13 protein-coding genes and 1 other RNA gene are annotated in these 13,540 nt (G+C 38.8%); 5 read left to right on the forward strand and 9 right to left on the reverse strand.

All coding sequences use genetic code 11. The annotated features are described in order from the left end of the window. Positions 1-605 precede the first annotated feature (605 nt). From FNZ24_RS04790 to FNZ24_RS04800, 3 genes are all read right to left on the reverse strand, one after another. On the reverse strand, positions 606-2,225 hold the full coding sequence (locus tag FNZ24_RS04790) for a GGDEF domain-containing protein (protein WP_153913334.1): 1,620 nt from the start codon (positions 2,223-2,225) through the stop codon (positions 606-608). A 108-nt stretch (positions 2,226-2,333) separates the two neighbouring features. Continuing rightward, entirely contained in the window at positions 2,334-2,540 is a 207-nt protein-coding gene (locus FNZ24_RS04795) for a hypothetical protein (protein WP_153913335.1), read from the reverse strand. A gap of 28 nt (positions 2,541-2,568) precedes the next feature. Next, positions 2,569-3,414 (reverse strand): SAM-dependent methyltransferase, encoded by an 846-nt coding sequence (locus FNZ24_RS04800; RefSeq protein ID WP_153913336.1) that lies wholly within the window; start codon positions 3,412-3,414, stop codon positions 2,569-2,571. 345 nt (positions 3,415-3,759) lie between these two features. On the opposite strand from FNZ24_RS04800, the gene FNZ24_RS04805 reads away from it, so the two are divergent. Next, the gene (locus tag FNZ24_RS04805) at positions 3,760-4,293 is read left to right on the forward strand and encodes an outer membrane protein assembly factor BamE (protein WP_153913337.1); all 534 of its coding nucleotides are present in this window, start codon (positions 3,760-3,762) and stop codon (positions 4,291-4,293) included. A gap of 182 nt (positions 4,294-4,475) precedes the next feature. On the opposite strand, the gene FNZ24_RS04810 is transcribed toward FNZ24_RS04805, so the two are convergent. Together FNZ24_RS04810 and FNZ24_RS04815 are read right to left on the reverse strand one after the other, a co-directional pair. After that, complete coding sequence (locus FNZ24_RS04810; protein WP_153913338.1) at positions 4,476-4,811, reverse strand: RnfH family protein; 336 nt, start codon at positions 4,809-4,811, stop codon at positions 4,476-4,478. Then, complete coding sequence (locus tag FNZ24_RS04815; protein WP_153913339.1) at positions 4,801-5,238, reverse strand: SRPBCC family protein; 438 nt, start codon at positions 5,236-5,238, stop codon at positions 4,801-4,803. The genes FNZ24_RS04810 and FNZ24_RS04815 overlap by 11 nt, the downstream gene beginning before the upstream one ends. A 202-nt stretch (positions 5,239-5,440) precedes the next feature. Here FNZ24_RS04815 and smpB point away from each other — a divergent pair, with 202 nt between their 5' ends. Together smpB and ssrA are read left to right on the forward strand one after the other, a co-directional pair. Beyond that, positions 5,441-5,938: an SsrA-binding protein SmpB gene (gene smpB / locus FNZ24_RS04820; protein ID WP_153913340.1), complete on the forward strand. Its 498-nt coding sequence runs from the start codon at positions 5,441-5,443 to the stop codon at positions 5,936-5,938. Positions 5,939-6,010: 72 nt separating this feature from the next. Continuing rightward, positions 6,011-6,365: a transfer-messenger RNA gene (gene ssrA / locus FNZ24_RS04825) on the forward strand. A gap of 176 nt (positions 6,366-6,541) precedes the next feature. Here ssrA and FNZ24_RS04830 read toward each other — a convergent pair. Together FNZ24_RS04830 and FNZ24_RS04835 are read right to left on the reverse strand one after the other, a co-directional pair. Continuing rightward, entirely contained in the window at positions 6,542-7,291 is a 750-nt protein-coding gene (locus FNZ24_RS04830) for a metalloregulator ArsR/SmtB family transcription factor (RefSeq protein WP_153913341.1), read from the reverse strand. A gap of 194 nt (positions 7,292-7,485) precedes the next feature. Then, on the reverse strand, positions 7,486-7,827 hold the full coding sequence (locus FNZ24_RS04835) for a zinc ribbon domain-containing protein YjdM (RefSeq protein WP_194944997.1): 342 nt from the start codon (positions 7,825-7,827) through the stop codon (positions 7,486-7,488). A gap of 394 nt (positions 7,828-8,221) precedes the next feature. On the opposite strand from FNZ24_RS04835, the gene FNZ24_RS04840 reads away from it, so the two are divergent. Then, positions 8,222-10,954, forward strand: coding sequence for an EAL domain-containing protein (locus tag FNZ24_RS04840; protein WP_153913343.1), 2,733 nt, complete (start codon positions 8,222-8,224; stop codon positions 10,952-10,954). Between the two features lie 159 nt (positions 10,955-11,113). On the opposite strand, the gene FNZ24_RS04845 is transcribed toward FNZ24_RS04840, so the two are convergent. Together FNZ24_RS04845 and FNZ24_RS04850 are read right to left on the reverse strand one after the other, a co-directional pair. Beyond that, positions 11,114-12,163, reverse strand: a complete 1,050-nt coding sequence (locus FNZ24_RS04845; protein WP_153913344.1) for an alkene reductase — start codon at positions 12,161-12,163, stop codon at positions 11,114-11,116. 118 nt (positions 12,164-12,281) lie between these two features. After that, positions 12,282-12,539 (reverse strand): TIGR02922 family protein, encoded by a 258-nt coding sequence (locus FNZ24_RS04850; RefSeq protein WP_102526490.1) that lies wholly within the window; start codon positions 12,537-12,539, stop codon positions 12,282-12,284. 262 nt (positions 12,540-12,801) lie between these two features. Between FNZ24_RS04850 and FNZ24_RS04855 the strand changes: the two genes are divergently transcribed. Beyond that, the gene (locus tag FNZ24_RS04855) at positions 12,802-13,524 is read left to right on the forward strand and encodes a YebC/PmpR family DNA-binding transcriptional regulator (protein ID WP_153913345.1); all 723 of its coding nucleotides are present in this window, start codon (positions 12,802-12,804) and stop codon (positions 13,522-13,524) included. Positions 13,525-13,540: the final 16 nt, after the last annotated feature.

Consider the following 13,540-nt stretch of genomic DNA (forward strand, 5'->3'; position numbering starts at 1 on the left):
GCAACAACCGATTTCAAACAACCGTTTTAAATTGACGCTTACGAAAACGTAAGCACCAATTTAGAATATTTACTCTAGCACTCGGGAGATGTTACCCGATCAACATCATTCTTTTTATTGGTTTACAGCAAAAAAAGTTAAATATTTTTATAAAAAAGTAAGAAAAGTGTCATTTTTCACTTTTTTGATTGGGTAAACAGCAGAAAGTAGCGTTTAAGAATGAGAAGTAAATCTTACATTGAGGCCTTAATAGTTACTTAAAGTAAAAAACTACCCAGGTTGAAAACTGAGATAACTTGAAACACTGCAGCCACTTTCAAGCATAATAATCGTTTTTATATGTAAGTTTCATTCATACAGATAGCATTGACCCTGACTCGAATAGCCCTGAAAGCGAACTAATCCTTTAATTTTGGTGCTTATTTCGATTGAATGTACGACTGGATTAGTCTGGCTCAATATGGCTAAGTTAGCTAGATTGATAGCCTGATATAAGATCGCTTTAGGATAGGTAAAATATAATGCTATAAATGAGAAAAACTAGTTTTGATGGGCTGTATAACAATGCTGTCTAACAAAGGGGTCAGGTCAAATTAAGCAACTGCCTAGGACTTAACAACTCGATTTCTGCCTGCAGACTTGGCTTGATATAGCGCATTGTCAGCACGATTTAAAATGGGATCTAAGCTCAAGTCATCTTTGGTTAATTCGCTGACACCAAAGCTTCCAGTGATGGTAAATTGATGCCCTGAATATCGGGTATTGATATTTGCAAAGGCGGCGCACAGTGTTTGAGCGAGTTGATAGGCAGTTTCCATATTGGTTAACGGCATAAAAATCGCAAATTCCTCGCCACCTAAACGGCAAATAATATCATTGGATTTGACATGTTCCTGAATAGTCTCAGAGATCTTTTTCAGTGCCCAATCACCGGTTGCATGACCAAAGCTATCATTGATTTTTTTAAACCAATCCAAGTCGATTACGATAATACTAATGGTCTCTTCGCGAGCTTGAACTTGCACGAACTCGTTCTCGGCTTTTTCAAGTCCTGCGCCACGATTATATAAACCTGTTAATGCATCTATCTGAGCCTGTTTACGAAATTGATTTCGCTGCATCCACGCTGCAGATAGCAGTAAACTCAGAAATACTACTGTGCCAACAAGGACTGTAGAAAACATAAAGGAAGCACTCTTTTCGTTATTCAATATGCTTCGCTGCTTGGCAATCATTTCATGATCTTGTACGAGTTGGTTGAGTTCACGAGTTTTCTCTGCGGAATCGAACTTAACCATTTGGTAGGCATTTTCTTTTACTTTTTTCTCATTGATTAATTGCATATCTAAAGCATGGGCTTGAACCTGATATTGATAAGCTTCTTTGTATCTACCTTGTCGATTAGCAAGCATTGATAATATTTCACTTACTTTTCTCTTAGGTAACATATAAATAGAATCATTGGGTAGCGCATTGACCAATTCAGCATACTGGTTAGCAGTTTCGAATTCCTTAATATGATAATGGACTATCGCTAATAGTGCGTTTGTCCTTGATAGTTCGTAGCTGAAATTGAACCTTTGATAAACCTTTAAAGCCGTTTCCAATTGCTCTTTAGCCTTACTGTATTCACTCTTTTCCAGGTTAATTTCAGCTAACCCTTTAATGGCCATAGCCGCAACAAGAGAAAACTCGTGAGTTTGACAATAAGCGTATGCTTCATCAAAACTGGAGGAAGCTTCTTGGTAAAGTCTCAAATTTAAATTGCTGTAGCCTAGTCCTACAAGCCCATAGCAGTGGCTTTTAGGTGACTGCTGTTTATTCAAGGCCAATAGTTTTTCAGAAATTCGTTTACTTTCTTTATATGCATCCATGTCTAGGTATACATTTAAAATACGTAAATATGACTCTAGTTTTAATTCTAAATCTTGGTAGGTTTCTACTCGTTCAAGGTTCTTTCTTAATTCAATAAATGCAGAAGTGTAATTTTTTAACCCAATATAAGAAGTGACCTTATACATATAAGATTGGGTTAATATTATTCTATCTTTTGCCACTTTTTGTACATCATCTAGGCGAATTAGTGCTGTCTCAAAATCGCCTATCATTATTTGTCTTTGGGCATCGATCATCCATAACCTAGCAAGCTGGTCATTATTTAAAATCGAGCTTTTATCTTGTAAGGCACTAAAAAGCACTTCCCCTTCATCAGGGGAAGTTTTCATTGTTTTTTCTAATTCCAATAACTCTACGTCAATTTGCTGGTCAATATTGGCAAAAACAAAGGGACTTAGAAAAAACAAAAACAATAATATAAATTTCAAGCCATTAACCTAGGAATGATGAACAAACAATATTTTAGATTTATCAACATCCCCAATTAACGCACAGACTTTACCTTCATCGCATGACATTACAGCTTCTTGTTCCTCTTTACTCAAGCCGTAATCCTGCATGACTTTTTCAGGCGAGCTTTCATAGGCTTGTTTTAATTTTGCATCCGAGCTTAAATCCGTTAAAAAAGAGCTAAGTTTTGACATAGTAATTTCCATTTTAGTGTTAAAAGATTTATCCAATATCGCAAGCTTCAATCCCAAGGCGCTTTAATATGTCGAAATTTAAAGCTAATTGCTCTGAGGGGGGTATTAATAATGTACTAATAGTGCTGAGTTCAACATGGGGCAACTGCTCAAGGTTGAAACGTTCAATTCTAGGTTTTAAATGAGGTAAGGTAGCAGCTTCGTAAATGACGACCTCATGCTCACGGGGATACCACTGTGATAGATGATCCACTAAGATCTCTAACCGTTCTGATGTTGTCGAAAATTCAGTTAAAGTATGTTCGCCAGCTAACGATATTTGCCACAGGAGTAGATGGGTTTTAGGGTTAGGAATATGCTGATACAGCATAAACTGAGTGGCTTCGTAGCTTTGATGTCCAGAAGTGCCAGGATCGATACCTAAATCAGCCCACAGGCACGATTCTGCAGAAATTCCTGGCAGCATTTCGGCTTGATAACCTTCTAATCTCGCCTGCTTAATCGATAAATGCGACACACAAGCAAAAACGCCAGGATGCCCATACAAAGCAACAACTACGTTTAAGCCAAGACGTACTTGTTCGAGTATGGCGTCGACCATTTGTGAATAAGTGTCACGACGATTTTTGACTTCACCTTTCTGGGCATAATAAGGCTGAAGTGAGTGATGATTAGCATTTAAACTAACTAGCCAACGTTCAGTAAACCCATCAGGAACCAGTGAAAAAATTAAATCAGCATTTTCAATGTAGCTTTTACTTAATACACTGATCTGCCCCGCAAGTTGCAGACCCGTCCCCACAAATGTCACCTTACCTGCAGATTTTTGAGGTGCCAGTGATTGTTGATTTCTTTTAGTTTCTTTTGATGACATCGTTAATCATTATTCTTTTTGTCAAATTAGAACGAATATTAAGCACGTATCGGGCTATGCAGGTTTATGAATTAACTTAATTAATCAATTTATCTGTCTCAGCTAAGCCCCATTATTCAAACTTATATAATTACTCTTGGATTTACCATATTTTTCTACATTTTTGCAACATTCAAAGTGGTTTAATTGAGTAAATAGTCAAGTTTCCTACTCTAATAAGGAACTAACTCAGCACTAACCACTCTATTATTCACACAGTTATAGCATTCAACAGATAAAGCCACTTGTCAGCATAGGGAAGCCTTGGGTATGATGGCGTCAGATTTTTAGGAAATAGCGCAGACAATGATAAACAAAAAACAAAGTCTTACCCTTTTAGGCGCAGTTGCGCTTTCAGTATCTTTAAGTGCGTGTAGTGTTTTTGATTGGTTAATCTATAAGCCTGATGTACCGCAAGGTAACTACATGGAGTTACAGCAGGTAGAAAAGCTACGTGTTGAAATGACTAAAGAGCAGGCTGAATATATTTTAGGCCGCCCAGTACTTCGTGATAGTTTCGCTGATAATATTTGGTACTACGTTTATCACTTTAAAAGTGGCCGTGATGCCAGCGTGACTCATAAAGAACTTATCTTATACTTTGACGGTGACTTACTTGAGCGAGTTGAAGGTGACTACAAGTTAAGTGATGATTTTGATACACCACTTAATGAAGGCGCGTTGCCAACAGTTTCTGCCCCCGTTGTCGCTCCTTTGTTGCCAGAGCAAGACCCTAATACTATTCGAGGTGATGCAAAACCTCTGGTTAAAGAAGAACGTATTGAAAATGAGAACGATGTGCCAAAAGGCGGCTCTCAAGGTAATGATAAAGGCGAATAATCAGCTTAAGTTTAACAAGACTTAACCTGCAGAAACAAAAAGCGGAAAGATAATTCTTTCCGCTTTTTTAATGTCTGTTTTTTGGTAACCACAAAAAGTGACTAAGTTGCTTAAACTTAGCGGCTACAACTAAGCGACTACAACTAAGCGACTACAAATAAGCCTCATATCACCAAGCCCAGCTAATTCAGTTTAGCACCGGTGATTTTATTGCTGCGGCCTTCTTCTTTTGCTTTTTCAGCACGCTTACGGCGTACATCTTTGGGATCGGCGATGAGTGGTCGGTAAATTTCAACTCGTTGACCTTGCTGTAATACTTCATCGTGTTTCGCTTGACGACTAAATACCCCTAACTTCACGGTTTCAATATCAATCTCAGGGAAAAAACTCACAATATTACTTTGCTTTACCGCCTCGATAAAACTAGTACCAGGTGTCACATTGACTGTAATAATTTTTTGCTGAGTCGGTAGCGCATAAATCACATCGACCGCAAATGTTTCAACATCATTTGTCATTGTAAATCACCTTAGCTCTATCAGTGAATGCAGTCACCATTGAGTTCATTAATTCTTTAAACACTCGACCAAATGCCATATCTGCAAGTGGATTAGAAAACTCAAAAGTTAAGTCAAACTCTACTTTGCACGCATCTTCAGTAAGCTCAGTAAAGCGCCACATACCATCAAGGTTTTTAAACGGCCCATTTTCCAATGTTAATGAGACGCTTTTGCCAGATACAACCTGATTTCTTGTGGTGAAGGTTTTACGAATACCTGCTTTAGAAACATCGACCGATGCAACCATAGTCTTACCATCAAACTCAATGACTTTACCACCGACACAACCAGGTAGAAACTCATGGTAAGATTCAACATCATTAACCAGATCATACATTTGCATCGCACTAAAACGAACCAGCACATTTTTTGAAATTTTTGGCATGAATAACAACACTATCGATAACAATCTGCCAATTTTAACACGCCTGAGCTAAAACGCATCCATTACGATTAAGGAATAAACTCGCATCTTTAAGTGGTTTGGGTATAATCCCTTGATTAGTTTATTCTCTCCCCCATATCTGCAATATTTGAAAAGTGAGCAGATCTTTTAAATGGGATAACAGCGGGCAGTACACGCGATTATGGTAAAAAAGAATTCGAAAAAATCAAAGAATCCACCCGCTACGATTACACGTAATAAGCGCGCGACCTTTGAATTTAAAATTGAAGAAAAAATAGAAGCAGGACTTGAGCTACAAGGCTGGGAAGTTAAATCCCTGCGCATGGGTAAAGTGACCCTAGCCGATTGCTATGTTTTCATCAAAAACGGTGAAGCATTCATGCATGGTTGTACTGTTCAACCCCTCAACACAGCAACGACTCATGTAGTGTGCGATCCGATTCGTACTAAAAAGCTACTAATGAAGCGCAGCGAAATTGATAAACTTGAAGGCTTAATTGAGCGTCAAGGTTATACCTTAGTACCGCTATCTCTATACTGGCGCAAAAGCGCTTGGGTTAAAGTTGAGATTGGTTTAGGTAAAGGTAAAAAAGATCACGACAAGCGCCAAGATACTAAAGAACGTGAATGGAAAGTAGAACAGTCACGTGTCATGAAAAAGAGTAGACTGGACGGATAATATACAAACGATTGTATTTTAGTGGAATACGCTAGGTATTTTAGCGTTTACCCGATACAATCAACAAACTTTGGGGGCGATTCTGGATTCGACAGGATTCACGAAACCCTGGGAGCATGTCGAGGGGCGGTTGGCCTCGTAAAAAGCCGCACTGTTATAGTTGCTAACGACTCTAACTACTCTCTAGCAGCTTAGGCTAGCTAGCCATCTTACCCACGTCTCTCAAATGGGCAGGGATTCAAGATGGTCATATTACATTTGATAGCGAGGGAACTCCGTCCGAGGGTGAACCGCGAAATAGTATCGGACTCGCCAATTGCAATCCTGTCTTTCGGAGTGTACTTGGTTAACCAAAAGAGAGACTAAACATGTAGCGCCTTGGATGTAGGCTTTCTGGACGCGGGTTCAAATCCCGCCGCCTCCACCAAATACTTAAAAGGGCTTAGCAGCAATGCTAAGCCCTTTTTGTTTACCGCGAATGATTGCTAGTTCCCGTATCGCTATTTAGTTCAGATATATTATTTCAGATATATTAGTTCAGATATATCATTCTAGGGTTAGCTGCTAGAGCTTAGTTTTAGCATTCAACTCTTTGTTTTTATTTTAGTGCTCTATCACAGGCCTTTCGGTCGAGTTCAACACCTTTAACGTGGCTTGTAATTGGGTGTGCTTGGCGATAACGGCTTGCTCTAGCATTACCTTTGCCCATTGAGGCAATGTTGGCGATACAGAATAAAATATACGCAACCCTTGTCTTCTGTCTTTTAACACGCCGTGGCTTTTTAAATGCGCTAAACAGCGAGAAGCTTTAGTTTGATGTGTTTGTAAGGCTGCAGATATTTCGCTAACACTTAATTCCCTTTCAACATGCAATAGTAAGGTTATTATTAAGCGGGTTCTATCTGATATACACTTTAAGAACGTTTCTACATTGAATTGTTCTTCATCTGAGTCTGAGTGGATAAGTGTAAAAAGTCGGATGCGTTCTTGCAGCTCTTCTAGTGTCTTATCAAACCGCTCATCTGATGCCACTTTTTTAGGCGGAATAATATCCCAAGAGATCGTTTCTGAAACGCCAGATATGTTGCTGCACTCCCCTCTTGCGGAGCTACAAAGCGAGATCAAATAATCAAACTTTTCAGCATCAAAATAGTTTAATGGCTTTGAAGTTAATTCACTTGTTGAGTAACCAGCTAACTTCAATGTATTAAGCGTTCTAATATTAATATCTTTAGGTTTGCTACCCACGCTGAACGCTTCATATTTATCGCTATAATCACGATTGATAATTGCCTCGGCCATTTGCGAACGAGATGAGTTACCCGTGCACACAAAAAGAATTCGTTTTTTCATTTGGCCCTCCAAGGCATTCTGGAAATAGTACAAAATGAATATACTTGTTTCAAATGTAACGTGTGAAAATGACACAAAGCTCTAAAAAAGACTTAACTTTCAATTACTGAATGTTAGTTCAAGTCCATCTAGAGATAAAAAAACACCTGCATAAAAGCAGGTGTTTTAGAATTTTATATCGTCGTTAAGCTTGATTAGTTTTGCTTTCTAACAAACTTTGATTTAAGCATCATTTGACCATGACCATCAACTTTACAATCGATATCGTGGTCAGCATCAACAAAACGTTTGACCACAGCTTTCGTACCCACTTTAAGCACTAATGAAGAACCTTTCACTTTAAGGTCTTTAATCAAAGTCACCTTGTCTTCTTCAGCAAGTAAGTTACCAACAGCATCTTTTAAGATGATGGCATCTGGATCTACGATTTCTTCGTTCGGGTTCCATTCATGAGCACATTCAGGACAAATAAGTTGCGAGCCATCTTCATATACATAGACAGATTCACATTTAGGACATGGTGGGATAGTGCTCATGATATTTTCTCTTTAATTTAAAAGGTTTCTGCAACAAGCGTTTCTGCCACAAGCATGAGTAGCGTTGACGAATTAACAGAAATAGATAATTAACATTATACTTAATAAGTAAAATATCAGCTAGCAACTGAATATTGCACATATCACAGTTCAGGGATTAAATTTGACAGACAATGGCATTGTAGCCTCAGTTAAAGCTCACTTCAGGGAAATTAGACAAGTTAAAAATAATATTTAAGTGTTTGAAATATTTCTTAATAAGACTGTTGACCTTGCCTAAAATTCAGCCCATATTGATACATAATTGTGAATAATTACATTCACTTCATTGTAATTAATTCTAAAAATATTGATTCAACATTAAAGTAAATACAGTTAAATATAAGGCCATTAATTGAGTTTAGTTGCTCACTATTTACATAAATGGAAGATAAGGCTGGGAGTATTGCTAGCTTTACTTTGCCTGTGGCCGTTACAAACTTGGCTTATATCCTATCTTGCTGATGATGCGCTAACACCTTACGAAATCAACCTCTCCTTGCCGTTATCTGACGAACTTAATCAGCATTATGGCTTATCTGCAAAGAGTAAAATATTAAACGTATTTGTCAGTGGTAGTTTTTCTGATTGGCATAGTGATGATCCCTTCTATCAGATGCGCAGTTCTGGTGATAATCAATGGCAATACCTTTTACCCATTCACCCTGGCGATATTGAGTACAAACTTGTTTTAGACGTTGAAGGGCAAGAACAAGTCATATGGATATTGGATCCTAACAATCCAAATACTGCGGTTAATCCATGGGGAGATAAGAACTCTTTAATTGAAGTTGCTGACTGGCCTAAAATTGCGGTAATCAGCCAATTACTAACCTTAGCGGTAATTGGTGCATTTTTATTATATTGCCTGTTAGAACCACTATTGTATTGGCTGCTGCATTTAAAAATGCCGTTATATCGCAAGCTAGTACTGTCAAATGTGCTGATTTTAATATGTGTTCAAGTCATATTTTTTAGTTATCAACTACATCAAAATCGGCAATTGATTAAGCTCAGCATCAGTGACACTTTGCATAACATGCATTTAGTCTTAGCCAGTAATCACATTGATTTTGATGACTTAAAAAGCCAAAAAGTTAATATCGATACAGCCATTAACCAGTTTTTCTCCCCCGCGACAACGCGAATAGATAAAAAACAAACCAGCCTTTTTCAAATTACTTTGTCTGACTTTGCTGTGTTAGATAAAAATGGCGAGTTAATATCTTTGCACCATCGTCAGCAAAATCAATCGCTACAACTTAATCGAGCACAAAAACTCGGATTCAATAGTACTGATGATTATTTTATTAAAGGGATGTGGGCGGCATTAATCCCTGAAGCAAAAGAAAATGCATTAAATGGTCAATTAATGACAGCAAAACGCCCCCGCAGTATTAGGCATGTTGAAACCAATAAAACCCGTCAAAGTGAATGGGTATTAGGTTTTAGCCAAGTCATGCAGCCCATTATATCCCGCGGGCAACTGCAAGGTTTTTACGGCGGCTCAATACAAGTCAAACTCTATGGTGCAGAACTACTAAACACTTTATTGTTTCAGTTATTACTATTATCAGGGGTACTGAGTTTAGCCAGTTGGCTATTGGTGAGTGTCGGTAAAATAGTGACAGCAGATATTCTTACATTGACAAATTGGACTCAAAGGATAGTTAAAGGCGACCTTACTCAAAAACTAAAACTTAATAGCCAAGATGAAATCCAACAACTAGGCGATAATTTCGAGTTAATGCGTGAGTCTTTAGCTAACAGTTTTCATCAAATCGAGCAGCAAAATAGTAAACTGTATCAAGAAGCTTATTTTAATAATTTAACCGGATTACCTAACCGTAAAAAGCTGTACGCTGATTTACAACAACACACTGTAAGTTCGTTATTGGTTTTTAATATTACTGACTTCTCTGAGATTAATGACTTCTATGGCGTAAAAACAGGTGATGTCATTATCCAAAAGGTAGCAAATAGTTTTGAGATGAACGCATCGTCCCATAGCCTGTATAAAACTGGCGCAGATGAATTTGTGGTACTGGTAGCCATAGCATTTAATGACCAGCAGCTGCAGCTATTAGCTGAACAACTAATTGATCATGTAAGCCATCAAGCTATTGTCATTGATGATAACGAATTATATGTCACATTGAGTGCTGGCGGCGCTCATCGTGTTAATGACCAGTATTCTCAGCTTCACCAACAAGCAGACCTAGCTAGGCGTATTGCCAGACGTCAGTTCCAAAGGTATCGCTTATTTACCTCTGATATGTCTAATCCTGAAGCTTTTGAGGCAAACATGCATCAAAGCCGCTTATTAGTTTCAGCGGTGCAAAACAACTTAGTGACTCCATACGTTCAGCTGATAAAGCCATTATCTGCACAAACTGGGTCAGAAACCAGTATTTCAGTCAGTTCCAAACCTAAGTTCGAGTGCCTTATGCGAATTTGCCTGCCGGACGGCAATGTATTGGTGCCAGGGCAATTCATGCAAACAGCTGTGCGTTCTCGCCTTTATCCCAAAATGATGAAAGTGATGTTAGAAAAGTCATTTTTAATGTTTGAGTCACTACCTTATGAATTTTCAGTCAATATCTCTCTTGAAGATATTGCTGATTCAGAACGCGTAGATACATTAATTTCGCTATTAAAATCCTACCCAGAAACCGCAACTCGGCTTACCTTTGAGCTACTAGAAAGTGAAGAAATTACTAACTATGATTTAGTCCATGATTTCATCGTTAAAGTGAAGCCTTACGGCTGTAAAATTGCTATTGATGATTTCGGCGCGGGATATTCAAACTTTGTTCACTTAATGCGTTTAGATATCGATATTATTAAAATCGATGGTTCACTTATCCGCCATTTAGATAAAGATACGAAGGCGCAGCATTTAGTGTCCACCGTCACTAGCTTTGCTCAAAAAATGTCGATAGAGACTGTGGCCGAATTTGTCGACTCAGAGGAAGTGCTAAAGCAAGTTAAGCATTACAAAATTGACTATGCTCAAGGCTACTTACTGGGTAAACCCGCTGCTACCATTGAAGCAGCGCTTGCATTAACTCAGGAAGATACAGATTAGCTCTCGTGATGTGTAACTCTACATCAACTAACAAAAAGGCAGCCTAACTAAGCTGCCTTTCTATACTGTGCTTTCTGCACTGTGCTTTCAGAACGGTGCTTTCTGAAAAAGTATTGTCTTAAATCTGCACTCAATCTATAAAAGAATACTTATTACAGGCTAAACCAGCTCAGCGAGCATGGAGTCTTCATAAGGGGTCAGAGCCTTACCATCACGCACCTTGCTTACATAATCAGGATTAGCGATAAAAGCACGGCCGATGGCAAGTAAGTCAAACTGGTTATCGTCAATGGCTTTACTGCCTGTTTCAGCGGTATAGCTGCCCACTCCAACCAGAGTTTGATTGTAATGCTTTCTTAAATAGCTCGACGCCTTGCCATCAAGATAATCAAACTCCATTGAGTCATCAAAAATGCCTAAATGGATGAAAGCTAATTTTCGTAACTCAAATTGCGCCAATAGATAATCGAACACATCACGGTCACGGCTATCAGGTTCCATATTAAAATATGCCCCTGGTGATAACCGAATAGCGGTTCTGTCACTACCGATTTTAGCGCTAATAGCATCGACAACTTCAATAGCGAAGCGCGCCATATTTTCAGGCGTTTCACCGTATTCATCAGTACGATTGTTGCATGAGTAATGTAAAAACTGATCGATTAGGTAGCCATTGGCCCCGTGGATTTCGACACCATCAAAACCAGCTTCAATTGCGTTTTCTGCAGCGTTCGCATAGTCAACAACCAGTTGATTAATATCGGCTTGAGTCGCCGCTTTAGGCTGCTGATAAGTTAACTCACGATTACGTGGGATAGTGCCCTCAATACCAACATTTGATGCAGATATTACTTCGCCATTGTCTTCACCAAAAAAGAAAGGATGCGCTACTCGCCCAGTATGCCAAAGCTGAGCAAATATTTTTCCACCTCTATCATGCACAGCTTGAGTGACGACTTTCCAGCCTTCGATTTGTGCTTGAGTATATAAACCTGGGGTATTCACATATCCTTGGCCATCAGGTCTGATAATTGTGGCTTCACTGATAATCAATCCTGCATCAGCGCGGCGAGCATAGTACTCAGCCATAGTTTGAGTCGGCACTAAATCATCATCAGCCATACACCGAGTGAGTGGTGCCATCATGATTTTGTTTTTAAGGGTTAAGGTATCATTGAGTTTGTAAGGCGTGAATAGCGAAGCAGTCATAAAGGACTTCCTTGAAAAAAATAACAACATTTTTAATTGCAACTAAAAAAGCGACTCAAAAGTGGCCGCTTAAAAATACGCTTTAAGGGTACGTTGTAAATAGAAATTTAGTTCTGAATTAGACTAAATTCTTCTGTGCGTAAACACGTTCACCTAAAGAGTTGAGGATCTTACATTCGCCGTCTAATACCGCAATTATCGACTTGCCAGCCCTAAAATCATTAGGCAGCATTACCCTGCCGGTTTCGCTCACATCTAATCCTGTCAACACGGTATTTTTCATTAGTAACCCCACTGGAGCCTCATAAAATAATACTGTCACCGTCGCTTTATTTTCGTTATCTGTGGTGGCCGGTTCTTGAATCACTTTTGTCATATTTTTACTCTCTTACCGATGCTAACTACATGCTTACGATATGCTTTTTATATCACTTATTTCAGTCTAGACGAATATTGTTACTAATACCTCATTCAAGTAATCAATATCTTACACAAATTTAACAGCATCTATGGTAAATTAATCCTAATAATCCTATATCGGCTGATCTGCATCAACTGAGACGCCCATATAGACTAAACAGCTGCGATTATTTTTGTTAGAATCAGCGGCAATTTTCGAAATATAAAACGAGATCAAGATGGGAAGAGCATACCAAAACCGCAAAGAATCTATGGCAAAGACTGCCGGCCAAAAAACGCGTTTATACTCGCGCTATGGTAAAGAAATTTATGTTTGTGCCAAAAATGGTGGTGTTGACCCTGATGGTAACTTAGCGCTACGTAGCTTAATCACACGTGCTAAGAAAGACCAAGTTCCTGCTCATGTTATCGAACGCGCCATTGATAAAGCTAAAGGCGGTGGTGGCGAAGATTACGACACAGCACGCTATGAAGGTTTCGGTCCTGGTGGCTGTTCAGTCATCGTTGATTGTTTAACTGATAACGTTAAACGTACCTTTACTGAAGTGCGCCAAGCATTCGTTAAAAACGATGCCAAATTAGGTGGACCAGGTACTGTTGCTCATAGTTTTGATCATCAAGCGGTATTCGTTTTTGCCGGTGACGACGATGAAGCAATTCTAGAATTACTGATGATGGCCGATGTCGACGTAACTGATGTTGAATTAGAAGACGGCATGATCAGTGTGTTTGCCCCTATTACTGAGTTCAACAAGGTACGAGTTGCATTAACTGACGATAATGCAGACATCAACTTTGAAGTTGAGCACATCACCTTTGTTCCACAAACAATGACTGAAGTCACTGGTGAAGATGTAGAGACATTCGACAAGTTCATTAATGCACTAGAAGATTGTGATGATGTACAAAACGTTTATCACAATGCTGAGATTAATGACTAATTAGTTATTCATTTCT

It is taken from the genome of Shewanella sp. TC10 (genome assembly GCF_009663145.1).
Classification (GTDB): Bacteria; Pseudomonadota; Gammaproteobacteria; order Enterobacterales; family Shewanellaceae; genus Shewanella.

Bases quoted from the DNA above. Each gene is read 5' to 3' on its own strand.
- FNZ24_RS04790 (WP_153913334.1), bottom strand. From the start codon at position 2,225: ATGAAAACTTCCCCTGATGAAGGGGAAGTGCTTTTTAGTGCCTTACAA.
- FNZ24_RS04795 (WP_153913335.1), bottom strand. From the start codon at position 2,540: ATGTCAAAACTTAGCTCTTTTTTAACGGATTTAAGCTCGGATGCAAAA.
- FNZ24_RS04800 (WP_153913336.1), bottom strand. From the start codon at position 3,414: ATGTCATCAAAAGAAACTAAAAGAAATCAACAATCACTGGCACCTCAA.
- FNZ24_RS04805 (WP_153913337.1), top strand. From the start codon at position 3,760: ATGATAAACAAAAAACAAAGTCTTACCCTTTTAGGCGCAGTTGCGCTT.
- FNZ24_RS04810 (WP_153913338.1), bottom strand. From the start codon at position 4,811: ATGACAAATGATGTTGAAACATTTGCGGTCGATGTGATTTATGCGCTA.
- FNZ24_RS04815 (WP_153913339.1), bottom strand. From the start codon at position 5,238: ATGCCAAAAATTTCAAAAAATGTGCTGGTTCGTTTTAGTGCGATGCAA.
- smpB (WP_153913340.1), top strand. From the start codon at position 5,441: ATGGTAAAAAAGAATTCGAAAAAATCAAAGAATCCACCCGCTACGATT.
- FNZ24_RS04830 (WP_153913341.1), bottom strand. From the start codon at position 7,291: ATGAAAAAACGAATTCTTTTTGTGTGCACGGGTAACTCATCTCGTTCG.
- FNZ24_RS04835 (WP_194944997.1), bottom strand. From the start codon at position 7,827: ATGAGCACTATCCCACCATGTCCTAAATGTGAATCTGTCTATGTATAT.
- FNZ24_RS04845 (WP_153913344.1), bottom strand. From the start codon at position 12,163: ATGACTGCTTCGCTATTCACGCCTTACAAACTCAATGATACCTTAACC.
- FNZ24_RS04850 (WP_102526490.1), bottom strand. From the start codon at position 12,539: ATGACAAAAGTGATTCAAGAACCGGCCACCACAGATAACGAAAATAAA.
- FNZ24_RS04855 (WP_153913345.1), top strand. From the start codon at position 12,802: ATGGGAAGAGCATACCAAAACCGCAAAGAATCTATGGCAAAGACTGCC.